This window comes from Psychrobacter sp. UBA6291, assembly GCF_002439405.1.
In the GTDB taxonomy this organism is placed as follows: Bacteria; Pseudomonadota; Gammaproteobacteria; order Pseudomonadales; family Moraxellaceae; genus Psychrobacter; species Psychrobacter faecalis.
Map to the genome: position 1 here is coordinate 32,974 of NZ_DJUD01000049.1, position 24,587 is coordinate 57,560.

Annotated in this window: 20 protein-coding genes; 4 read left to right on the forward strand and 16 right to left on the reverse strand. The window is 44.3% G+C overall.

Annotated elements, in window-relative coordinates; translation table 11 throughout:
• The first annotated feature begins 325 nt into the window (after window positions 1-325).
• A complete protein-coding gene (locus B3R91_RS08575) occupies window positions 326-802 on the forward strand; it encodes a CinA family protein (RefSeq protein ID WP_286797226.1) in 477 nt (158 codons plus the stop codon).
• On the opposite strand, the gene B3R91_RS08580 is transcribed toward B3R91_RS08575, so the two are convergent.
• The 11 genes from B3R91_RS08580 to B3R91_RS08630 form a co-directional block, all read right to left on the reverse strand.
• Complete coding sequence (locus B3R91_RS08580) at window positions 799-1,479, reverse strand: DUF421 domain-containing protein (RefSeq protein WP_286797227.1); 681 nt, start codon at window positions 1,477-1,479, stop codon at window positions 799-801. The genes B3R91_RS08575 and B3R91_RS08580 overlap by 4 nt on opposite strands.
• Before the next feature lie 258 nt (window positions 1,480-1,737).
• Entirely contained in the window at window positions 1,738-2,304 is a 567-nt protein-coding gene (gene tehB, locus B3R91_RS08585; protein ID WP_286797228.1) for a tellurite resistance methyltransferase TehB, read from the reverse strand.
• Between the two features lie 40 nt (window positions 2,305-2,344).
• Window positions 2,345-3,019: a glutathione S-transferase gene (locus B3R91_RS08590; protein WP_286797229.1), complete on the reverse strand. Its 675-nt coding sequence runs from the start codon at window positions 3,017-3,019 to the stop codon at window positions 2,345-2,347.
• A 260-nt stretch (window positions 3,020-3,279) separates the two neighbouring features.
• The gene (locus B3R91_RS08595; RefSeq protein WP_102076697.1) at window positions 3,280-3,915 is read right to left on the reverse strand and encodes a hypothetical protein; all 636 of its coding nucleotides are present in this window, start codon (window positions 3,913-3,915) and stop codon (window positions 3,280-3,282) included.
• A 281-nt stretch (window positions 3,916-4,196) separates the two neighbouring features.
• Complete coding sequence (locus B3R91_RS08600; protein WP_286797230.1) at window positions 4,197-4,781, reverse strand: alpha/beta hydrolase; 585 nt, start codon at window positions 4,779-4,781, stop codon at window positions 4,197-4,199.
• Between the two features lie 57 nt (window positions 4,782-4,838).
• Window positions 4,839-5,768, reverse strand: a complete 930-nt coding sequence (locus tag B3R91_RS08605; RefSeq protein WP_286797231.1) for a hypothetical protein — start codon at window positions 5,766-5,768, stop codon at window positions 4,839-4,841.
• Between the two features lie 759 nt (window positions 5,769-6,527).
• Complete coding sequence (gene betT / locus B3R91_RS08610; RefSeq protein ID WP_286797232.1) at window positions 6,528-8,573, reverse strand: choline BCCT transporter BetT; 2,046 nt, start codon at window positions 8,571-8,573, stop codon at window positions 6,528-6,530.
• Window positions 8,574-9,068: 495 nt separating this feature from the next.
• Entirely contained in the window at window positions 9,069-10,769 is a 1,701-nt protein-coding gene (betA, locus tag B3R91_RS08615) for a choline dehydrogenase (protein ID WP_286797233.1), read from the reverse strand.
• Window positions 10,770-10,887: 118 nt separating this feature from the next.
• The gene (gene betB, locus B3R91_RS08620) at window positions 10,888-12,402 is read right to left on the reverse strand and encodes a betaine-aldehyde dehydrogenase (RefSeq protein ID WP_286797234.1); all 1,515 of its coding nucleotides are present in this window, start codon (window positions 12,400-12,402) and stop codon (window positions 10,888-10,890) included.
• A 112-nt stretch (window positions 12,403-12,514) separates the two neighbouring features.
• Window positions 12,515-13,090 carry a TetR/AcrR family transcriptional regulator gene (locus B3R91_RS08625; protein WP_144297994.1) on the reverse strand — a complete coding sequence of 192 codons (576 nt, stop codon included), beginning with the start codon at window positions 13,088-13,090 and terminating at the stop codon, window positions 12,515-12,517.
• 332 nt (window positions 13,091-13,422) lie between these two features.
• Entirely contained in the window at window positions 13,423-14,151 is a 729-nt protein-coding gene (locus B3R91_RS08630; protein WP_286797235.1) for a cupin domain-containing protein, read from the reverse strand.
• Window positions 14,152-14,474: 323 nt separating this feature from the next.
• Here B3R91_RS08630 and B3R91_RS08635 point away from each other — a divergent pair, with 323 nt between their 5' ends.
• Window positions 14,475-15,674, forward strand: coding sequence for a sugar transporter (locus tag B3R91_RS08635; protein WP_286797236.1), 1,200 nt, complete (start codon window positions 14,475-14,477; stop codon window positions 15,672-15,674).
• A gap of 114 nt (window positions 15,675-15,788) precedes the next feature.
• Here the strand turns inward: B3R91_RS08635 and arfB are convergent, their stop codons facing one another.
• On the reverse strand, window positions 15,789-16,202 hold the full coding sequence (arfB, locus tag B3R91_RS08640) for an alternative ribosome rescue aminoacyl-tRNA hydrolase ArfB (protein WP_191691336.1): 414 nt from the start codon (window positions 16,200-16,202) through the stop codon (window positions 15,789-15,791).
• Between the two features lie 329 nt (window positions 16,203-16,531).
• Between arfB and uvrA the strand changes: the two genes are divergently transcribed.
• Window positions 16,532-19,099 carry an excinuclease ABC subunit UvrA gene (gene uvrA / locus B3R91_RS08645; RefSeq protein WP_286797237.1) on the forward strand — a complete coding sequence of 856 codons (2,568 nt, stop codon included), beginning with the start codon at window positions 16,532-16,534 and terminating at the stop codon, window positions 19,097-19,099.
• A gap of 84 nt (window positions 19,100-19,183) precedes the next feature.
• Window positions 19,184-19,935 (forward strand): IS5 family transposase gene (locus B3R91_RS08650; protein ID WP_286797238.1). Its coding sequence is split into 2 segments (ribosomal slippage): window positions 19,184-19,391 and window positions 19,391-19,935, totalling 753 coding nucleotides; the frame shifts between segments, so codons are not numbered across the junction.
• A 156-nt stretch (window positions 19,936-20,091) separates the two neighbouring features.
• Here B3R91_RS08650 and B3R91_RS08655 read toward each other — a convergent pair.
• Genes B3R91_RS08655 through B3R91_RS08670 form a run of 4 tightly spaced genes read right to left on the reverse strand, consistent with a single transcriptional unit; the run spans window position 20,092 to window position 24,566 of the window.
• Window positions 20,092-20,856, reverse strand: a complete 765-nt coding sequence (locus B3R91_RS08655; RefSeq protein ID WP_265088591.1) for an SDR family oxidoreductase — start codon at window positions 20,854-20,856, stop codon at window positions 20,092-20,094.
• 42 nt (window positions 20,857-20,898) lie between these two features.
• Complete coding sequence (locus B3R91_RS08660; RefSeq protein ID WP_286797239.1) at window positions 20,899-21,681, reverse strand: SDR family NAD(P)-dependent oxidoreductase; 783 nt, start codon at window positions 21,679-21,681, stop codon at window positions 20,899-20,901.
• Between the two features lie 3 nt (window positions 21,682-21,684).
• A complete protein-coding gene (locus tag B3R91_RS08665; protein ID WP_286797240.1) occupies window positions 21,685-22,704 on the reverse strand; it encodes an NADP-dependent oxidoreductase in 1,020 nt (339 codons plus the stop codon).
• A 56-nt stretch (window positions 22,705-22,760) separates the two neighbouring features.
• A complete protein-coding gene (locus tag B3R91_RS08670; protein ID WP_286797241.1) occupies window positions 22,761-24,566 on the reverse strand; it encodes an acyl-CoA dehydrogenase in 1,806 nt (601 codons plus the stop codon).
• Window positions 24,567-24,587 lie beyond the last annotated feature (21 nt).

Below are 24,587 nucleotides of genomic sequence, written 5' to 3' on the forward strand. Positions count from 1 at the left end.
TTAAAATCTTCATACTGATATCAAATACAAACATAACTATCGCCTAAAAGTCCGTTTAAAGGGTCATCAATCTTATTTAAAACCCAGTCTCTTCAGACTAAGCTAAAAACCGATTTCCTATCAAATATTTTATACTATATAAAGATATTACAAGAACTAACCCTAAAGCTAAATAACATTTAGTGAAGAAAGGTAAGTTTTAAATAATAGTTACGCAAATTCATCAATCCATAAATTGAATAATTACGAGCAAAGTACTGTAATAGTTTAAGTGAATAGTGGTTGTTTTTATTTTACGAGCTTTAATAAAGAAAAGGAGGCAGGCGTGACCGATAGTTGTGCAAAATTACTCGCTGATAAAGGACTGACGGTGGTCTTTATTGAAAGCGCGACCGCGGGCTACTTAGCGCATCGCTTTTCTGTCAGTCCATATTCTGGTGATGTATTGATGGGAAGCCTAGTATGTTATGACGTTTCGATAAAAAAGCAGGTATTAAAAGTACCTAGCCAATTAATTGAGGACTGTACGCCTGAGTCGTTAGAGGTGACGCGTGAGCTGGTCATCAAAGCCAAAAAAATGTTTGAGGCCGATTTATATGTTGCCTGTACGGGGCTATTAAAGCCCGGTGGCTCTGAAACTGAAGAAAAACCTGTCGGCACGTTTTTTTATTGTATCGGCTATCAAGGCGAGATTTATGATTTTCGCAGCCTGTGCCACGGCGCTCCTGAGCAAAAGCTACGCAGTATAAACAGCCTTATTTGCAAAAGTATTATCGAGGTGGTCACCAGTCATACGGCTTAATTTACAAACTTGGTATTGAGCGCTTTCGCCCATCCTTTTGACTGATGACAGCGATGGCAGACTTCATCTAGCATTGAGATATTGTCGATATAACCGCAATGCATACAGGCATAAGATTGTCCCTCTTCTAACACTTTTGCCGCCTGAAACTCTTTAGGAAAAATAGGTAGTCCATACTGCGTTTTCTCAGGCTCAAACAACAACACGCTAAAATCGCCATCCGTTTCGAGCAACCCTACCTGAACTTGGCCTAAATGACGCACGCCTTTTTGGCGCATTTCTGAAAAGAACTCATCGTGCGACATTTTGCCCTTTTTGACATCCTCTAAGACCAATAAACCATCCTCGACAATACAAGTCGGCTTACCTTCTAAGATAAGCTCAAAAATTTTGTATCTTGTCGAGCACCAAGTAAAAAACCGATAAAGTAGCAAGACAATACTCATGATGAGCACTGCTTGAATCAGCGGCAAATCTTCTGTAAACATTGGGTCGCCCGCGATAGAGCCCAATGATAAGATAATGGTTAACTCAAAAATAGAGAGTTGGCGGATGCCGCGTTTGCCCGTAAAGCGTAATAATAAAATAATCAGGCAAAACATGATGATGGTACGTATGGCGATTTCTGCCGCAAAAGACCATGTGGTGTCATAAATAAAAATACTGAACCAATCCATGTTATTTTTCCATTATTCTTTTTTATCGTGTTATTTTTTTATCGTGTCATTTCTCTAAGTATGAGTATATTAAAAAAACGACTGCTCCGCTGTATAGTGCGTTTGTTATTGCTGTATAGGCTTGTAAAATTTTTAATTAAAAAAGGCTGCTAACGCTGTGGTAAATATAGCGCTAACAACCTTGTGAATTGACAGTATGACTAATGTGATCTGATTAAGATTTATTGTCTAACATCACTTAACATCACTTAACATTGCTTAACTGGGCTTACGTGCCAACATGGTGGCAAACTGTAATTGCGCGCCGTTATGCATGGTGCCGACGTCTTCATTATATTTAATCAACTCCCAGCCCTGATACATGTCGCGTAATTGGCCTTCGTTTAGAGTAAACGGGAAATTAACCGGACATGGATAGGCTTGAGTGTTCATGGCACAAACAATCAAATTATAACCACCAGCCAGCGTATGCGCCTGCATATCAGCAATGACAGCGTCAACGCGCGCGGGGTCAAGAAACATCAGGGTCACCGTACAGCTGATAAAACCATAATCGGCATCAAGGCTGGCACGATTGATATCGTACACTTCGGCTTTGAGGTTTGTAAGTCCTTCTTGTTTAACAATGTCTTGTAGCATGCTTATAGCGCTAGGATTGTCATCTATCGCCGTCACATTAAACCCAAGTTGGCTAAGATACAAAGCATTGCGCCCATTTGAGCAGCCCATGTCGAGCGCATCGCACGGCTCAATAATTTGGCACGCTTCTACGACTTCACTATGAGCAGGATTCAAGCCATAGCGGCTATTGAGATCAACGGTCATGGCAACCTCTTATATGTAATTGAGAGATTTTATCATAGCACTAATGACAATCGATGAAAGCGGCAGGAAAAACCACCACGTCATCTTTTTCTTGCCAGGGCGCAAACTTGGTCATCGCTTGCAAAAAAAGTGGATGGTTGAGCCAGTCTTGTAGCCAGCGCTGCAAATTTGGATAAGGTAAATCGTAAAAAACCTTGCGATTCACATGCGCAAATTGACGGACAAACGGCATGATACCGATATCAGCGATGGTTATACTCTCCCCTAGCAAATAAGGATTTTTGATTAATAACTCCTCTAACATTTGTAAAAAAGCTTCACCCCGTTGTCGATACTCTGCTTGGCTCATCTCAAGATGACGGTCGGCGTATTTATAGCGATCGAGCCAATATTTAAACTCATTGTCGTTTTTATCAATCAGCGCATTTGCTTGCGGCAAAGTTTGGGCAGCAAGCAACCCTTGCGCATCTTGCTGTTCAAGCGCCCATGTCATTATCTCTCTACTCTCTTCAATCACTGTGCCATTTAAAAGCTGCAGCACAGGCACCGTACCTTTGGGGCTAATCACGAGCATTTGCGGCGGCTTATTTTTTAATGTTATCTCGCGCAGTTCTACCTGTAGCCCCGCAAACAACAACCCAAGGCGAGCGCGCATGGCATAAGGACAGCGCCGAAAAGAGTACAGACGAGGATAAGAGGAAGTCGAGGGAGTCATAGACGTGTTTCGCAGTTTGATTAATCTTTATCGTTTTAGGCTTAAAAGTTATTATGTATAGCTTGGCTTATCATAACAATGACCACACTTGCCTTCAATGGTAGGCTTTAATTTTAAAAATTTTTACTTAATACAAAAAAGCCTCGCTATCATAAAAGGATAGAGAGGCTTATGTTTAAGATGATTTTTAATATGACATTTAATTTAAAGCAATGTAAGGATAGTTTTTTGAAATAATGATTTTATTTTTGCTTAGGTTATTACACACTTTTAGATTTTGGTAAGTCGTACGCGATTCTCTCGACCTCTTTATCTTGCAGTTCCATAATCAAGCAATAGCCTTTTATAGCGCCATCGTACGGCACGTTAGATCCACGCTCTTGATAATGCGTGCGGATACGCTCTTTAATAATGCTTTTACGCGCAGCGTCATCCAGTTTGGCAAATCCGCTTGGCAAATCTACCTGAGTCCAAAGTGCAGCGCCCCAACGAGACAACCAATTGGCGTTGTCATCAAACTTAAAATCAACATCGGCGTATAAACGATATCGAGGTTGCGGCGCAGCACCCTGTGCTATTTCATCTTTAATCTGAGCAATATCTTCTGCAAATGGCTCATAAGGCAAATCGAGTACCGAAAATAACTTTGCTAAAAACTCTTCGGCGCTAAAGTATTTATCCATATAGCTGCCGTCAAGGCCAAGATGCTTATTGGACAGCACATGACGCAGGCGTTCGCAAGCAGGCATGGTATGCTTTAGTGGGTAACCCATGGTTTTGACAATATATTGCGCGCGATATTCTAACGTATCTATTTGCGCGATGACGTATTGTGCGAGAGGATGGCACGGCTGAAAACGGCGGGTAAATTTGGATGGCTGGGCAGATTGGCTCATGATGATGAAGACCTTATATTCCTATAACTCCGACGAAAAAGTATAAAATCAGGCACAAATGAGGATGTCGGAGTACAGGCTCATGCGCTTTACCAGGATTGTTTTATATCGTGCTGGAAGTTGCAAGGTTTGTACGCTGCCACCAATTGCAATCATGATGATTTGCAATAAATGACGAGGACAAAACTGTTAAACCCACGATAGTTTATTCAATGATGATAGCACATCAGCCCATAGAAAATAAATACGCGATCATGACTTCTTTTTAATCAGCAAATATCCTAATCTTCACCATGATACGTCGCCTCATCCATCCAAACGATAGGGTCTTCACACAGATGTACCAAGTGATACCAAATATCACTACTGCGAGCGATACGGTGATGACCGCCGTCAAAATAATCGACTTCCCAGCTATCCGGCAGATTAACCAAAGTTCGCCTAGCGACCGCCACATCCAAGCTTTCATCGTCGACTTCTACCATCACTCGCATCATCTCAGTATTTGAGGTCGGAAACGACAATTCCATATCGGCTACGGCGGGAATACGGTCCGCTAAAACATCACTTGGATAAATACACGGCGCAATTAAGAGCGCCCGCAAGTTATATTTATGGGCAAAATGATTGGCAAACCAAGCGCCAAGCGAATGCCCTGCCAACACCACGCGTGGATACTCTTGCATTTTTTCTTGAATTAAAGCATCGTAAATCTTAAAAATTTCTGCAAAATTTTCGCGGTAATTGACCGTTTGACAATATTTCGGCTCGCGCTTGATACACGTGTATTTACTGGTCTCGCAACTTGAATCGAGACCATGGAAAAACAGTAAAAACGTGTCGTTATTTTCGATAGGAAACATCATAGCTTTCTCCTTTTATCATTATTTTTTAGTATTATTTTTAATAATTTTATCTATTGTTTAAACCGCTTTTTGTTTGGCAATTTGCGCTTGGTATAAACACAAAATCTCCTCACAAGCCTGCATTGAGAGATTCTTTGCAAAGCCCTTACCAAACCAAAAATCATAAACCGCTTGGATAATGGCTTTTACCGCCTTAGTATCTTTTGGCTTTTGCTCTGTTAATTTACGCGCAATATCTTTTGCCTGAATATCCGACTCATTGTAGGGCGCACTCCAGCCCACACAATAGCGATAAAGCACATCATTAATAGCCAAGATAAATATGGCGTCAGCCACGCCATACTGTTCGATAAATTGCTCTAACACCGAGCAGCGCTCGTCATAGAGCAAAGGCTCTATCGGCAGCTCATCGCGCTCAGTCACACAATCGCTACTGACCACGTTTGAGGGCTTACTAAAGTCCTGCAAAAGCAATGGGTAAGAGCTACTAATACCGCCCTTCTTGACCACGTTAAAGCGCCAAATGCCATAATGCGTATCAATGCCTTTGGTATCAATGCCCTTATAAGGCACATCGATAAACCACTGCATCAGCGCATCGCTATCATAAATGACATGCGTACTGCCAATACGCACCGCTTGTTTCGGTAAAACGTCCGTATATAAATACTCGATATCATCGCTATAAAGTTTTGCCTTTTCTACGTTTTCAGCACTGTCATCACCGAGCTTAGCCCTTGCCTCACCTATGTTTCGGCACAGCCTAAACGGCGCGACAAAGCTCAAGGTATCATCGGTATTATTGACAAAATACACATCGTCTTCATAATTGTTTATCGAAACCGTCTCAAGATAAAACAATGGGCTATTTCGTACCCGCCCTTTCTCATCATTCGCCAGTGCCGTTATTCCAGACAGTTTTGCGCCATCTGACCACTGCATATCGTCTATGCGTTTTTGCTCAAATTGATAGGTTAACTTTGTCATCGTCATATCCTTATTATTTTGATTTTAGTTTGTTCGTTGCAGTATTTTTCGTATTGTTTTTCGTACTGTTTTCTTTTTTTTGGGGTTTATTAAGCGCAACTTTAAGCCAGCCGAGTCTATTCGCCATTTTGTAAAATGACGTCATTAGCTATAATTTAAGTAAGTTAATCGGTTTTAGAATGTAGGATTCGGTGTTTTTTCTAATTGTTTAGCCGTAGCTTATCATTATCGTAAAGCTGCTTTTTTTATCGTTATTACGCTTAAAAAATTAAAATCAACGAGCGTTCTCTGTTTAGTCTTTCTGATTATCAATCAATATGTTTTTTGGGGTTTAGTTTTGGATTTGTGCAGGCGAAGTGGTTTAGGAGTAAACGAAAATAATACTGTTTAAAAAATACTGTTCAAACGACATCATTAAAAATGCTTGCTAAAGACAACTCAGTTAAAAAGTGAAGCGTTGCGCCCCGAGGGTTAACTGTTTGTCATGTTATTTTTGCCTGACTCAATAACTATAATATAAAACCTTATGAAAATAAAGAGGCTAAAAAATCTTTGCGACAACTGCTGTCGCCCAATCACTTATTACTAGATTTATCACTAAATTTATTATTAAGCTTATTATTTATTAAACCAATTTATATAAAAAAACCCCATAAGCTATATGCAACTTATGAGGTTATCTTTTGCCAAATTGTGAATCAGATATCTTAAATCTAGCACGCCATATACTGGCGTTTGATGAATGATTTAATAAATGAATTAACGTTCTAAATGCAGATACTGCATATGACATTCGTACTGATGCAGAATATCAACCAGCACTTGCTCTTTGGTGTAGCCAACCAAGTCATACTCTTGCGAGCCATCACTTAAAAATACCTCAGCACGGTAATAAAACTCGGCCTGCTTGCTTGAAGTATTGAGCGTAAAGTTCGGTCGCTCAGCTTTGATGAGATTGACTTCATAGATAAAGTCATCTTCATCACCATGACCGACACGCAGTTTTACCCCATCTATCTGACCGTCATCTTCATCCATCCCAGCGTCTATATCTTTGCCAATGCTGGCCAGATTGCGGATATCCAATGCCGTCTTAAGACCACCATCTTTCAGCTCTTTTTCAACCTCAATCATGGCAGGCTTAACCACCGTTTGTAAAAAGCGTTCGACTTGTTTATGGCTTGGGAAGCTGACGATACGTTGCAAGCGCGCTTTCCAACCTTTACCGCTATCGAGCACGTTTGCCGTGCCAACGGTACTGGCTTTGCGCTTATTACCCTCTTCTTTTAATGACTTCCACATAGCCATCATGTAGAGCACTAAAATAAGAGAGAACGGTAAACCGGCAATGACAGAGACTGATTGTAGCAAGGCAAAACCACCCGCAAACAGTAAGCCTAAAGTAATCAAACCCGTGGCTGCTGCCCAAAATAGGCGCAACCAAACAGGTGCGTCGGTATCATTGGTCATACCTCTTGAGCTTAGGTTCGCAAGTACTAAAGCGCCTGAGTCAGCGGACGTCACAAAAAATATCAGACCAATTACCACACCTGCCAATGAAAAAGCATCGCTATAAGGGAAGTATTCAAACAAGGCAAACATACCCATCGCGGCGTCATTAACGGCAATTTCACCAAGCTCAGTGGCGCCATTGGCAACCAAATCTATCGCTGAATTACCAAAGATAGAGAACCATGCAAAGATGAAACCAAGTGGAATAAACATCACGCCAAAGACAAACTCACGCAAAGTACGACCACGGCTAATACGCGCGATAAACAAACCTACAAAAGGCGCCCAAGCGACCCACCATGCCCAGAAAAATATCGTCCAACCTGACTTCCAATCAGCACCAGCCGTACCATCATAAGCATAGACATCAAAGGTTTTAAAAATAATAGTCTGAAAGTATTGACCAATATTTTGGGTAAAGGTATTGAGTAAATAAACGGTATTACCCAGTACTAATATGGCCAATAGTAGCAATATCGACGACAGCATATTAAATTCGGATAAACGGCGCACGCCTTTTTCAACGCCCGTCATCGCAGAGATAGCGGCAGCAATAACCACCCCTAAGATAATCAGGCTCTGCACCATTTTGCTAGATTCGATACCGAAAACATGAGTTAAGCCTGCGTTGGCCTGCAATACCCCAATACCTAAACTGGTGGCAATACCCATTAAGGTACAGACGACGCCAAAGGTATCAATACCATCACCAAGCCAGCCTTTGATTAAGCGCTCACCAAAGATAGGGGTCAGCGGTGAACGTAGCGCGAGTGGCATGTTTTTACGATAAGCAAAATACGCCAATGCCATACCGATTAAGGCATAAATGCCCCAACCATGAAGACCCCAATGTAAAAAAGTCTGCGACAGTGCTTCACGCATCGCTTCTGCACTGGCCGGCTCTAAACCCGTATGCGGTGTCAAATAATGCATCAACGGCTCAGAGGCACCAAAGAAGAGTAAATCAATCCCGATACCCGCGGAGAACAGCATCGCCGCCCATGCTAAAAACGGGAACTGGGCTTTTTCGTGGTCTTGCCCAAGCTTGATATCACCGTATTTAGAAAAACCAACAAACAAGGCAAAAATACTATAAGCGGCAACCACCAGCATATAATACCAGCCAAAACTCTCTGATACCCATGCCATACTGGCGCTTAATAATGTCTCACTATAATCTGGAAACACAATCGTCCAGATGATCAATAATATAGAAATAATAGCTGAACCTAAAAAAACCGTCTTATTTAGAGTCAGGGGTTTCGTCGCATCTTCTGATGGCGAGCTGTACATAAAAGACCTCAATAGGTAAATTAAACAGGGTCTGATATTGCTTTGTCCGGCATAACTTTATGAGTTATAAAAAGGATATTTTTAGCCACGCAAATTACAAGCACACAATGATAAATAACCGCATGACGCACAAAGCAGTACCAATTAATAAAAACTGAAAGATAAACGATTAGAAAAACAGCGACGCAAATGCTAAGTAAATTTAACCTCAACGGTTTTCATCTCTATAAACATGAGCGCTGATAAAAAAGACCTTTATTACGAAAGGCCTTTTGATAGAAATGGACTTATATTATTTATTGTTTGATATAGTGAGTGAAAAGTAATATCGATACATCACGCACTGCTGATATCAATTTTTCTTGCTTGCTGTGCCTGCGCAGACAGAGGCTACAAAAAATTGATATCAGCAATACCATAGCGTTTTTAGGATATTTTGACTATAGTTCGCGCAGTTGCCTAAATACTCGTTTAGGCATTCATTTAAAAAGGCGTTTAAACGACAGAGTTATAAACGCGCATCGGCTCGGCTCTGAGCGGTGCGCCATTGGCAACGTAATAATCTGCTGTTGAGCGTGGCAACTGCACACCGCGCATCTTATCGACGATTTTTTCGGCCAGCATAATGGTGGTTGCGTTTAGATTACCACTGATGATATTTGGCATAATCGACGCATCGACCACGCGCAAGCCATCGATACCGTGTACCAGCCCTTCACCATTGACTACCGAATCGTTACCCTCGCCCATCGCACAAGTACATGAGGGATGATAAGCCGTTTCGCTATGGTTGCGAACATACTCGTCTAGCTGCGCATCAGTGACCAGATCATCAGTTGGCGCAATGGCGCGGCCGCGATACGGGTCAAGCGCTGGCTGATGCATAATCTCGCGGGTGATACGCATCGCCGCGCGGAACTCTTGCCAGTCCTGCTCATGCGACATATAGTTAAATAAAATGCTTGGATGAGCGCTTGGATCTTTTGAAGTTAGCTTGACGCGGCCACGACTTGGCGAGCGCAATGAACCCACATGCGCTTGGAAGCTATGAGATTTCACTGCACTGCGACCGTCATAACGCACCGCTAACGGCAGGAAGTGATACTGGATATTAGGATGAGTAAACTTCTCATCAGTACGGATAAAGCCGCCGCCTTCAAACTGATTTGATGCACCAAGTCCTGTACCATTAAATAGCCACTCAGCACCAATAGCTGGCTTGTTCCACCATTTATTGGCAGGCGCAATTGAGACCGGTAGCTTACATTCATACTGCATATACAGCTCTAGATGGTCTTGCAGATTATTACCGACACCCGGTAATTCTAAAATCTCGTTAATATCTAAGTCTTTGAGCCACTGACCAGGACCGATGCCAGAGCGCTGCAATAATTGCGGAGAGGCAATCGCGCCAGAGGATACAATCACTTCACGAGATGCATAGAATTTTTTGGTTTGACCTTGATGCTCAACTTTAACACCGACCGCACGCTTACCATCGAACAAAATCACGTCAGTCAATGCGCCCGTTAAAATGGTAATATTGCTACGCGGTTTGGCACGATCAAGATATCCACGTGCGGTGGAAGCACGGCGACCATTAGGCGTGACAAAGCGATCCATCGGCCCAAAGCCTTCTTGTTGATAGCCGTTTAGATCCTCTGTACGCGGATAGCCAGCTTGCACGCCCGCTTCAATCATCGCTTCAAACAGCGGATTGACGCCAGGTTTTGAGGTGGTCATTTCAACTGGACCACCGACGCCATGATAGTCATTTTCGCCTGCATCGCAGTTTTCTGACTTTTTAAAATAGGGTAAGCAGTCAAGATACGTCCAGTCCTCTAAGCCTTTGATTTTCGCCCAATCATCAAAATCTAGCGCGTTACCACGGATATAGCACATCCCATTGATGAGTGACGAGCCGCCAAGCCCTTTACCGCGTCCACAGTCCATGACGCGGTTATTCATATATGGCTCGGGATCGGTTTTGTAGCCCCAGTTATACGTGGTGCCTTGTAGCGGCATCGCGAGCGCCGCTGGCATCTGGGTGCGAAAGTCTAGGCGATGGTCTGGACGACCCGCCTCTAACAGCAACACCTTAATGTTGGCATCTTCGGTCAAGCGGGTGGCTAGCACGTTGCCTGCTGAGCCTGCGCCGACGATGATGTAGTCATATTCAGGTGTGGTTGATGTCATAAAACGCTCCATAAAATTAAAAATATCCATCATTTCATAGCAGTAAGGCGGCGCGAAAAGGAAAAATGAGTCCTCAAGCCTTAACTTTACTGTTTAAAAATTTTTACCGTACAGCTGTTTAAAATACCGATTCAAACTTGCCAAGCTCTACTTGGATAGATTTGGTCTGCGTATAATGCTCAAGGGCTTCGATGCCATTTTCGCGGCCGATACCAGAATGCTTATAACCGCCAACTGGCATTTGCGCAGGCGACTCGCCCCAGGTATTTAACCAGCAAATACCAGCCTGTATCTGCGCAATTACGCGATGCGCGCGGGTCAAATCAGCAGTTACCACTCCTGCTGCCAAACCGTACTCGGTATCATTGGCACGGCGAATCACTTCTTCCTCAAGCTCATAAGTCAATATCGACATCACTGGACCAAATATTTCCTCACGTACGATGGTCATATCATCGCTACAATCGGTAAATACTGTCGGTGCAACGAATGCGCCATTGGCAAGCTCGCCTGCCGTGATACGTTCGCCGCCCGCCAATAAACGCGCACCGCTAGCTTTACCTTGCTCGATATAACCAAGCACTCGCTCCATATGCGGAAAGCTAACCAATGGCCCCATATTGTTGCTCTCGTCCAGCGGATTGCCGAGCTTGATACGCTTAACACGCGTCAAGATTGCCTTTTCAAACTTGGCTTGTAGCGCTTTTGGGATAAAGACGCGCGTGCCATTGGTACAAACCTGACCTGTACTATAGAAGTTTGCCATCATGGCAATATCAACAGCGGTATCTATGTCTGCATCATCAAATATGATTAATGGCGACTTACCACCAAGCTCCAAGGTTACGTCTTTAAGCGATGATGATGCGGCGCTTGCCATGACTTTTTTACCTGTTGGTACGCCGCCTGTGAATGAGACTTTGGCGATATCAGGATGCTGGGTTAATGCTTCGCCAACTTTATAATCCCCTTGCACGACGTTAAAGACGCCGTCTGGTAAGCCTGCTTCGGTGAAGATTTCTGCCAGTTTTAGTGCCGTTAACGGTGTGACTTCTGAGGGTTTAAAAATCATCGCATTACCAGCAGCCAATGCTGGCGCTGCCTTCCACATCGCGATTTGAATCGGATAATTCCACGCGCCGATACCTGCTACCACGCCGAGTGGCTCACGGCGGGTATAAACAAAACTGCTATCACGCAGCGGAATTTGACGACCCTCTAACATTGGCGCAAGCCCCGCATAATACTCAACGACATCAGCACCAGTGACGATATCGACATACTTGGTCTCGGAAAGCGCTTTACCCGTGTCTTTGGTTTCGAGCAATGCCAGCACATCATTACGCTCGCGCAATATCGCAACCGCCTTTGACAAAATACGGCCGCGCTCAACCGCGGTCATTGCCGCCCACACTTTTTGCCCTTGTTGCGCGGCTTTTACCGCCTCATCGATTTGCTCAGTCGTCGTTTGTTGAATGATAGCTAACACTTCACCTGTCGCTGGGTTGATATCTTCGAAAGTTGATAAAGAATCATCGACCGCCAAATAGCGACCATTGATATAAGCGGTCTGTGTTTGTGTTAAGTCGATAATATCTGTTAAGTTATTTATGTTTGTCTGAGTAGCTGTCATAAGTTTTCCTTAGGGCGACGGGTTCGCTTTATAAAAAAGCTTTTTTATAAAGTCTTAAAAACAATGTCGTCATGGATTAAAGGTGAAAAATAAAAGTAGTTTGTATGCATTTTTAAGCGTCAAAGTCTTGCTGCGTCATAGTTATCAAGCGCGTGCGTAGTGAGGCTTTATCCGAGATATCGATACCCGAAAAGTCAGAGAGCCAAATCCCATCGGCGACCAGACGCACCATACATAGCGTTTCGGTATTGTCCGTAGCAGCGTGTTTTTTTAGCTGCTCGTTTGACCATTCAGCCCAGCGTTCGCGTAGCATCCGATCCCCTAGCATCAAGACGTACAGCGTGGCTTGGCTATTAAACTCGGCTTGACCTTTTTCGCCCAGACTGATGGTGGCATCGATATAAGCGCGGGTAAACGAGCCATAGCTGACTGGATCTTTTGCCATCGCTTGATTGACTTCCGCCTCAAACTTAGCCATCGCGTCATAAAACACCTCTAAGATGAGCGCGTCCTTGGTGGCAAAATGATGCATCACCCCGCCTTTGGTCACGCCGACGGCATCCGCTACCGATTGGAAGGTGACTTTAGACAAGCCCTGCTCCAAAGTGATGCGCGCTGCTTCATCAAGCAGCGCCCGCCGTATAAGCTCTGGCTGTTTTTTACGTTTATGAGCGTTTTGAGTTTCCATTTTTATCTCGATATTAGCGCGTCAGTTTAACTAAAAATAATTTGGGCTTTAAAAGAATATGTTTTATTAATATAGAAGAAAAAATAGTTTCTTTTAAAGAAACCGTACGGTTGGTATTTTATAGAAATAAAGCAGCAATGTGAAGGGCGAGTATGTACTGAGGAGTTACAGAACATTATTTTAATAACTTTCTATATTTTATAGCTAATTATATGTAAATGGCGTCAAATCTATTTTTCAGAAAAATAGTTCTGACGCCTTTTTTATAGTGAGGCAGTAGCCTATAAACCATTAAAGTCACTATTAATAATTGCTAAAGCTACGTTTGCGTACTATTTTTCTTCTACTTTAGCGCCAATGACTTTAGACAGGTGACCAGTTTTGAGATAAACCGTAGCACCGTGCACGCCTGCTTTTATTTGCGGTAGTGCATCCACTGGCAAACGTAGCCAGCCACCGCGAGTATAGGTTTTAGCATTATCTGCTAGTTCAGCATCTATCAGCTCACCATCTAGCACCAGTATCTCAGCGCCGCCTTTGATTGTGTCGGTAAATATTGCGTTTATAAATACTGTGTCGGTAAATAGGGCTTCATTGGCCTTTAAACGCTGTAAGCTGACCTGTTCGCTGTCATCTGAGAATAACTGACAGACCTCACGATTGTCCTGTATTTGCCAGTTTGCCCAATCGTTAGTATCGATAGCAACATAACGTGTTTCGGTGGCTAGCATTTGCCAAAGTTTGACGAAAATGACTGCGCCTTCTTTACTATACGGCTGATGGCCAGAGTTTGTTGGATTGCGTAAGTACCAACCTGCTGGATAGTCGATATTATCTGCCGAAAAAGTCCCCGACAGCACCAAAATCTCTTCGCCGCCCGGATGCATATGATGCGGAAAATAGGACTCAGGCGCATAGCGCACGATACTGGTGGCACGGGCTTTTTCTGCGCCGACGCGGTCGAGCATGACACGCTCGACGCCGTTTTGCGGTGATGGCACCCATTGATAGTGTTCGGGTGCCAATGCAGCACGGCGAGTAAAATCTGCATTAATCAGCATAAAATAGTTTCTCGAGATTAGATTTAATGCTGTAGATTATCCCCTGATTTACAGCGGCTGACAAACAAGACACTGTTCTTACTATTAAAAAATCGTATTTACGCGGTTCAAAGTAAGTTTATAGCGCATAAATGCTTAACCTTAACAATCCTGCCAAGATTCTTGCTAATTATCAAAAAATTACTTTAACTGCTGCTTCTGACTTGGTATCTTGCTCTCCTTCTTTCTGTCACTACGACGTATCTTTGCCATCTTATTAAGCTAATGAGTGATTGTTAAGCCACTTTGCTGTATTAGCACCTTCTTTATTTGTGTTGAACTTTATGAAACCGACCCTTGAGGTGAGCGTAAATGCTCGCCGCACTCAGTATTTCCAAGTATTTTTAATGGGCGTTAGCGCCTTTATTATGAATACCACCGAATTTGTCCCCGTTGCCCTATTAAGCGACATCGCCCATGATTTTTCTATTACCACGGCTGAGACTGGCTGGATGTTGACGCTATATGCGTGGATTGTCGCGGCGATGTCATTGCCATTGATGCTGCTCACCAGCCGTTTTGAGCGTAAAAGCTTACTTTTGGGCTTGTTTGTGGTGTTTATTGCCAGTCATGTATTATCCGTATTTGCTTGGAGTTTTGATGTATTGCTGATTAGCCGCGTGGGCATTGCGCTATCACACGCGATATTTTGGTCCATCACCGCCGCGATTGCGATACGCGTAGCACCAGAAGGCAAAAAAGCACTGGCGCTTAGTGTGCTTGCGACCGGTACTTCATTGGCGATGGTACTTGGTGTGCCATTAGGGCGCTTGGTCGGTCAATGGTTCGGCTGGCGGGCAACCTTTGGCGGTATTGGCGTGATTGCTTTTATCGTCTTTCTCTTGCAAGCTAGACTATTGCCAACGCTACCCAGTATGTTTGAAGGCTCGTTTAGAAAAATTCCAGAATTGCTCAAAAACCCATTATTGGTCTGTTTGTATTTGCTTATTTTACTGGTCTTTACCGCTCACTATACCGCTTATTCTTATATCGAACCTTTTATGCGCCAAGTCGGTGCTATTAGTGAAAATTCAGCTACTTTTATACTGCTCCTGTTTGGTATCGCTGGGATTGCGGGCAGTGTGATATTCAGCCGCTGGGGTGATCGTTTTAATACCAGATTGATGCTGATATCGATCATATTAATGCTGCTATCTATGCTAGTGCTATTGTTTGCCGTGACCTCCATCTGGGCACTGAGTTTCATTGCATTACTGTGGGGCGCGGCGCTGATGCTGCTGATTATCTCTATGCAAGCCAAAGTCATTATGGTTGATGTCACTGCCCAAGACATGCTGATGTCGATGTTCTCAGGGATTATTAACTTAGGGATTGGTGCCGGTGCGCTATTCGGTGGTTATGCAGTGACGCATATTTCCATATCAAGCGTCGGCTATGTTGGCGCCGCTATCGCTGGTGTGTCGCTGCTGTTGATGTTATTTATGATAAAGCGCTTTCCCGAATTAAGCAGAAGACTTGGTTAATTAGAAGGCTTGGATAGCTAAAAACTTGATAATAAATAAGCCTATAAAAAATGCCAGCCACTTAAATGGGCTGGCATTTTGCTGTTTGGTTTATTTAAAAAGTAAGCCGTTTATTTAATAATCTACTTTACCGCGTAACGCTTTGGTTTTGCCGCGCTGGGTTTTTTCATCAACGCGTTTACGTTTGGCATTTCTACTCGGTTTGGTCGGCCTGCGAGTTTTATTGACATGAGTAACTTGAATAATAAAGCTTTGCAGCCGCTCAAGCGCATCAATTCGATTACGTTCTTGGGTACGAAACTGCTGCGCCTTAATAATAAGTACGCCTTCTTTGGTCATTCGGCTGTCTTTACTGTCCAATAAGCGCTGCTTGATCACATCGCTTAAGCTTGACGCGGGAATATCAAAACGCAGATGAATCGCAGAAGAGACTTTATTGACGTTTTGCCCGCCTGCCCCTTGCGCACGTATAGCGCTAATGTCTACTTCGCTGTCATTCAGGCTAATGGTATTGCTGATAAAAATCATAAAACACTTTTATAAATGATTGATAGATAAGGTTAATGATAAAGCATTCCCAGTTAACGCGCTACTTGCCCGCTTAATAGAGGTCAAAACGCCATATTTCTTAACCTCTATAATCCGCAATTTATCGGGTAAACCTTATCAATGTTATCGTTTGGCGTTGCTGTGTCGACCCTCTGTCTATAAAGCGTAAGCCTACGCAGTGATTTTATTTTAAGGTGGTAGGATGACGTTAAGCAGATACGATATTAAACGAACACCGTATTAAACAGACACGGTATTGTTAAACCAAAGCGTTAACGAGCCGATTTTAGTCAAAGGAATAGCGTTGTATGACGAACAATCATAAGAAATCTAATCATAAAAAATCTAACACTTCTCCCAAAAAACACAACCTTGCCGCTGATGAAAGCATTCAGGTCAGGGGCGCACGAGTGCATAACCTCAAAAATGTCGATGTGGATTTACCGCGTAATGCGTTGGTTGTTTTTACTGGCATATCAGGTTCAGGCAAGTCATCACTGGCATTTGGTACCTTGTTTGCTGAGTCGCAACGGCGCTACCTTGATTCGGTATCGCCTTATGCACGGCGTTTGATTGACCAAGTTGGCGAGCCTGATGTCGATTCGATAGAAGGCTTGCCGCCCGCCGTCGCCCTGCAACAGCAGCGCGGTACGCCGTCGGTACGTTCATCGGTTGGTAGCGTGACGACGATTTCAAATGGTCTGCGCATGCTGTACTCGCGAGCGGGCGAATACCCTGCTGGGCAAGATATGCTCTACGCCGATGCCTTTTCGCCAAATACGCCAGAAGGTGCTTGCCCTACTTGCTCAGGTATTGGCCGCGTGTTTGAGGTCACAGAAGATTTGCTCGTACCTGACAAAACGAAAACCATTCGAGAACGCGCCATTGCCGCTTGGCCACCGGCATGGCAAGGGCAAAATCTGAGCCGGATATTGACGACACTTGGCTACGATATCGACAAACCTTGGGACACGTTATCCAAGGAAACCCGCGATTGGATTTTATTTACCGATGAAACCCCAGAAGTGCCAGTTTACCCAGAGTACAATCTCGAGCAAGTACGCGAGGCGATTAAAAAAGGCGAAAAACCCAATTATAAAGGCACCTATGCCAGCGCAAAAAATTTCGTCTTACATTCTTTTGCTACGACCCAAAGTTCACGTACCAAAAAACGCGTGGCGCAGTTCATGCAAATTTCAGAATGCCCAAGCTGCCATGGCAAAAAGTTAAAGCAAGAATCGCTGTCGGTTAAATTTGCAGGGCTTGATATTGGTGAATTGTCACAATTAACCTTGACTGAACTGGCGCTAAAACTTCACGACGCTGCCAATAAAAAACTCAGCGATGATATGCCCGACCGTGAAAGAGCCATTGTTGCCAAGCGTATTACCAGCGATATTTTATCGCGTGTAGAAGCGTTAACCAGACTTGGGCTAGGTTACTTATCGCTTGAGCGCACCACGCCTACCTTATCGCCCGGTGAGCTACAGCGCCTAAGACTTGGCACTCAAATTCGCTCTAAACTATTTGGCGTGGTTTATGTACTCGATGAACCGTCCGCTGGCCTGCATCCTGCCGATACTCAGGCGCTATTAGGCGCTCTAGATGAACTGGTAGCGGCGGGTAATTCATTATTCATTGTCGAGCATGATGTCAGCGTCATTCGCCACGCCGATTGGATCGTCGATGTCGGACCAAAAGCGGGCAGTCATGGCGGTGAAATCATCTATAGCGGCCCTGTTGCAGGCTTGCGTGATATCTCTGATTCCTATACTGGACAATATCTCTTTAGTAAAGACACAGCAACTCAAAAGTTAAAAACCGAGCAACCAAGACGACCTACTCATTGGCTAAAACTTGCTAATATCGAGCGTAATAATTTACAAGGGCTAGATGTGGCATTTCCTTTAGGGGTATTAACCACAGTAACGGGCGTTTCAGGTTCGGGAAAATCGAGTTTGGTCAGTCAAGCGTTTGTTGAACTGGTCTACAATGCGCTTGGGCAAAAAACTGTGATTGAAGCGCCCACCGATGAAGCGGCTTTACTGGAGCAAGAACAAGAAACGCCAATAGGTGGAGAGATAGTCAGTGGTATGGAATATATAAAACGCTTAGTCACCGTTGACCAAAAAGCCATCGGGCGCACACCGCGCTCAAATCTGGCCACTTATACTGGACTGTTTGACCATGTGCGCAAATTATTTGCCACCACCAAAGAAGCAAAAGCAAGGCACTATGATGCCGGACGTTTTTCATTTAACGTTAAAAAAGGACGTTGCTCAAATTGCGAAGGCGTCGGTTTTGTCAGCGTTGAGCTGCTATTTCTGCCGAGTGTTTACTCGCCTTGCCAAGTGTGCCATGGTCAGCGCTACAATGACGAAACCTTAGAAATTACTTATCAAGGTAAAAATATCGCCGAAGTGCTTGATTTAACAGTCGAAGCCGCTGCTGAATTTTTCATTGATGATGCCCCAATTATGCGCGCCTTAGATGCCTTGCTAAAAGTTGGGCTTGGCTATCTACGGCTTGGGCAACCAGCGACCGAGTTGTCTGGTGGCGAAGCACAGCGTATCAAACTTGCTACCGAACTGCAGCGTACCCAGCGCGGCGATACGCTGTATGTGCTCGATGAACCAACGACTGGCTTACACCCTTCTGATGTCGCGCTGCTGATGGCACAGTTAAATGGGCTGGTCGCAACTGGTAATACGGTGATTATGGTTGAGCACGATATGCAAGTCGCTAGCAACAGCGATTGGATTATCGATATGGGCCCGGGTGCTGGCGATGAAGGTGGGCTTATTGTCGCCGCGGGCACGCCTAAAGAGGTGGCGAAATCCAAAAAAAGTCGCACTGCACCTTTTTTATTGACTTAGTATTAGGGCGTGTCTTCAATTGGATAAGGCATAAATAATAGTTACAATACCGCATCTACTGAGTCGATGCGAGAAATACAAGTTATGGCAAGAACAGCACTAACAGATACGCTTTGGGATCAATTGCAATCAACAATGACACAGCATGGCTGCTATCACACTCAAAACAGTCGAGAGGTCATGGAAGCCATACTGTGGAAGCTGCGTACAGGTGCGCCTTGGCGTGACATACCTGAAGAATTATGCCCATGGAAAACCGCTTACAACCGTTTCAATCGATGGTCAAAAACGGGTTTGTGGGAGAAATTTTTTTTAGCCTACGAAAAGAAGTTGATACGGAATGGGTATTCATCGACGGAAGTTATATACGGTGTCACCAGCATGCAAGTGGAGCTCGGCGTGGTGAAGATCGAGCAATTGGACGAAGCCGTGGCGGAGCAACTACAAAGATACACCTATCCTGTGATGCCGATGGATATCCGCTCGATTTTAAAATCACTGGGGGTGAAGTCCACGACAGTCAAGTTGCAAGTGAATTGATTGACATGATTGGACAGGCAGATTACTTTATCGCTGATAATGGCTATGACTCAGAAGCCATCAGAGACAAAGCCCGTACCCATAGTATGATACCTGTCATCCCTAAAAGGAAGAATGCCAAACAGCCTAATCCAGAATTTGATAGCTACTTGTACAAGCTGCGTCATCTTGTTGAAAATATGTTTGCAAGGCTTAAGCACTTTCGTAGTATCGCTACTCGCTATGAGAAGTTAGCTCGTAATTTTAAGTCAATGCTCTATCTGGCGTGTACTATCGTTCATTGTAAGATGAATTGAAGACACGCCCTAATATAGTAATGCAAGAAGTAAAATGGCTGAATAAAAATATCAGTATAAAAACATCGGTATAAAAAAACCGCATCACTATGAAAGTCATGCGGTTTTCTATTTTTAAACATTAATGATTTCGACGCTTTAAACATGCATTGCTAACTAAGCAAGCATGCCACCATCGACAACCACGGTCGCACCCGTGGTATAACTTGAAGCATCAGACACAAGATACAATACCGTGCCCGCCATCTCATCAGGATTAGCCACGCGCCCTAACGGAATCGCATGTAGCGCCATCTTTAAGACTTTATCATTGGTCGTTAACGCCGAGGCAAACTTAGTATCGGTTAACCCTGGCAGCAGCGCATTAACGCGAATGTTTAATGGACCACATTCTTTGGCAAAGGCTTTGGTCATGCTAATCACCGCAGCTTTAGTGATTGAGTAAATACCTTGCTTGTCACCTGCGACCAAGCCATTGACCGAAGCGGTGTTTAAAATCACCCCGCCGCCCTGCTCGCGCATCATCTTACCGGCAGCCGTCGACATAAAGAAATAACCGCGAATATTGACTTCAACGGTCTTATCAAAAGCCGCTAGATCCGTATCTAAGATATGCCCATAATAAGGGTTTGCCGCGGCGTTATTGACCAAGATATCAATTTGACCAAATTCGCTTTTGATATGCTCAAAAATTGCCTCAATCTGATCCATATCGCCCACATGACAAGCAAAGGCGCTGGCTTTATGACCATCAGCGATGATGCTATCCGCGACCGCTTGGCAAGCATCAATCTTACGGCTAGAGACAATCACATGCGCGCCTCTTGACGCCAATAAGCGGGCAATAGATTCGCCAATACCGCGGCTCGCACCCGTAACCAAAGCAATCTTACCTGTTAAATCAAATAAGTCTTTCATCATTATTCCTTATATTTTTGAATATTTTAATAAATACTTTTGATGTTAAGCCAACATGCCGCCATCAAGGGTAAAGGCATGACCATTCATAAAGCTACTTTCATCACTCGCCAGCCATGCAATCGCGCCAGATACTTCATCGACATCTCCCAAACGGCGCATTGGGCTGGCTTTTATGGTGGCTTGCTGGGCGCGCTCGTCCATTTTTGCCATGGTATTACGCACCATCGGCGTATCGATAAAGCTTGGACATACCGCATTAAAGCGGATATTAACGCGCGCATATTCATGAGCAGCAGATTTGGTCAGCCCCATGACGCCATGTTTCGCAGCGCTATAAGCTGACAGTAGCGGCGCTGAACGTAAACCAGCAATCGAGGCCACATTAATCACATGACCACCGCCATTAGGTGCCATGCAAGCAACAGCAGCGCGCATACAATGCCAGACGCCTTTTAGGTTAACGGCAATATTACGGTCAAAGTCCTCGTCACTTAGCTCATGCATCGGCGCCGGTTTATGGTCAATACCGGCATTATTTATAACCACATCAAGGCCGCCAAGCGTTTCCATAGCAAAAGCAAAGAGCGCGCGCACTTCATCACCACTACTCACGTCAACCTTTTTAAAGACGATACTATTGCCCGCGGCTTGCCCTTGCTGAGCAACCGCCTCCCCAAGCGCTTCTGCCAAATCGCCAATCACCACTTTCGCACCGCGACTGGCGAGCAGTAGCGCACTTGCCGCACCAATACCAGACGCACCGCCGGTGATTAAAATACGTTTACCAGTGACGTCTGATGCAATTCCATTTGTATTCAATGTCATAATTTATCCCTCTACCTTAAGTACCAGTTTACCGAAGTTTTCACCTTTAAAGAGCATCATCAGGGTATCTGGGAACGTCTCGATGCCTTCAACGATATGGTCTTTTACTTTAATGTCGCCTGACCCAATCCAGCCAGCAATATCTTTCATCGCCGTTGGATACTCTTTGATATTATCAAAGACGACGATGCCTTCCATACGTGCACGATTGACCAATAATGACAGATAATTTGATGGCCCTTTGACCTCTGTGGTGTTGTTATATTGGCTAATCGCACCGCAAATTACGATACGGGCATGCAGATTAATTTGCGTCAGCACATCATTTAAAATATCGCCACCGACGTTGTCAAAAAAGACATCGACGCCGTTTGGACAGGCCTGCTTTAAGCCTTTTTTCACATTTTCGTTTTTATAATCTATAGCAGCATCAAAACCTAGCTTATCGACTAAGAACTTACATTTTTCACTACCACCAGCGATACCAACAACGCGGCAGCCTTTGAGTTTGGCAATTTGCCCAACTAAGCTACCAACCGCGCCCGCAGCGCCAGAAATAACCACAGTCTCGCCAGCTTTTGGTGCGCCGGTTTTTAATAAGCCAAAATAGCCCGTCATACCCGGCATACCGAGCACGCCCAAGTAATAAGACAATGGCGCAAGGCTTGGATCGACTTTATGTAGACCTGTACCATCGCTGACTGCATACGACTGCACGCCGTTATGACCTACGACATAATCGCCAACAGCAAACTTCTCATGCTTACTTTCAATGACTTTACCCACCGTTCCTGCACGCATTACCTCGCCAATCTGTACGGGCGGTATATAAGATTTTGCATCGTTTAGCCAACCACGCATTGCAGGATCCATCGAAATATATTCAATTTTTATCAGCAGCTCACCATCTGAGATAGTCGGCAGTTCTGTCTCGGTATATTCCCACGTATCAGCGTCTGGTGCGCCCACAGGTCTTGCTTTTAAGCGCCACTGCTTATTAATCTGTTTGTTATCAGCTGTCATTATTTATTCCTTTAACGTTGTATTTATTATTCATACCAAACACGATGCAAAATTGATTAAAACCATTCTACTTGCATATCGGTACAGACCGCATTGTCATTATTTAATAGCTCAATATCGCGCTTGATTAACGGCAATTCCCAATCGATAAAGTATTTTGCTGCTTGGATTTTTCCATGATAGAAGTTTTGCTTATCGACGTCGGCCGTATCATTTAATAATTGCTCCGCTTTACTCGCTTGGCGAATCCAAATCCAACTCATCACGATAGAGGCAAAGATATTCATCAAGGCTTGCGCGTTCCCCGTCAACGCCATGGCTTTTTCGGTCTGTAAAACCTTGCTTAAATGCATTAGTACTTCATGTAAGTGACCCATATAAGGCGTCAGCTTTCCAGCGAGTTTTGCGGTTTCTGGTGTGCTGATAATTTCTAAATCTTGGGTGATTTCACGCTTTAATATTTGAATACCCAGACCACCTTTTTGCCATAACTTACGAAATGACAAATCTAGTGCCTGAACGCCATTTGTGCCTTCATGAATGGGATTAAGACGGTTATCACGCCAAAACTGCTCGGCTTGATACTCACGTGTATAGCCTGCGCCGCCCAATACTTGGATACCTAAATCATTGGCTTTTGGACCGTATTCAGACGGCCATGCTTTTAGTACTGGCGTCAGCAGGTCTAGCAACTCTGTCAATTCATTTTTTAACGTGGCATCTTCACAGGTATTGATACGGTCAATCAGATTTGAGCCATATAGACAGAGTGAAATACCGCCCTCGCTATAGGCTTTTTGCGCCAGCAGCATGCGCTTAACGTCACCATGCTGAATGATTGCCGTTGCCGCATCTTCAGGCTTATTATTCGGTGCGATTCTGCCCTGCGTTCTGTCTTTGGCATAATCGAGCGAATACTGATAACCGCGATAGCCAATCATCGCTGCACCAAAGCCAACTGCGATACGCGCTTCGTTCATCATTTTGAACATATAGCGCAGGCCAAAATGCTCTTCACCGATAAGATAGCCGTGACAATCGCCTGCATCGCCAAAACTTAACGCCGTAGAAGTTGCGCCGCGATAGCCAAGTTTATGAATAAGTCCAGTTAAATGGACGTCATTACGCTCGCCGACTGATAAATCATCGTTTAAACGATACTTGGGTACGGCAAATAACGAAATACCTTTGACGCCAGCGGGTCCACCCGGCACTTTGGCTAATACCAAATGCACGATATTGTCAGACAGTTCGTGATCGCCTGCTGAGATATAAATCTTGCTGCCTTTGATACGGTATGATCCGTCTTCTTGTTTCACGGCAGTGGTTTTGATATCGGCAAGCGACGAGCCTGCATGTGGTTCTGTTAATGCCATGGTGCCAGTGAATTCACCGGTTAGCATACGCGGCATAAAGGCATTTTTAATCTCATCACTGGCGAAATGAGAAATGACATTAATCGCCGCCGTGGTTAAAAACGGATAAGCGGTGGTCGATGGGTTGGCCGCCATAAAATAGCCTGCTACCGCCGTCATCACGGTTTCGGGTAATTGCATGCCGCCATCGTCAAAACTATAACGACCCGCGATAAAGCCCGACTCGCGAAAGGCATCAAAAGCAACCTTTACGTCGTCTATCATGCTGACTTTTTTGCCGTCAAACTGCGGCTCGTTTTTATCCGCTACGTGGTTGTGCGGTAAAAACAAATCGGTGGCGATTTTATTGGCAGTGCCTAATACCGCATCAAAAGTTTCACGGCTGTGTTCTGCAAACTTCGAATGCTTGGTTAAATGCTCAACCCCTAATACATCGTAGAGTTGAAACGGTAATTCAAAGTCGTTGATAAGTGTATCTGCGGCCATAGTCATTTCCCTATTATGATA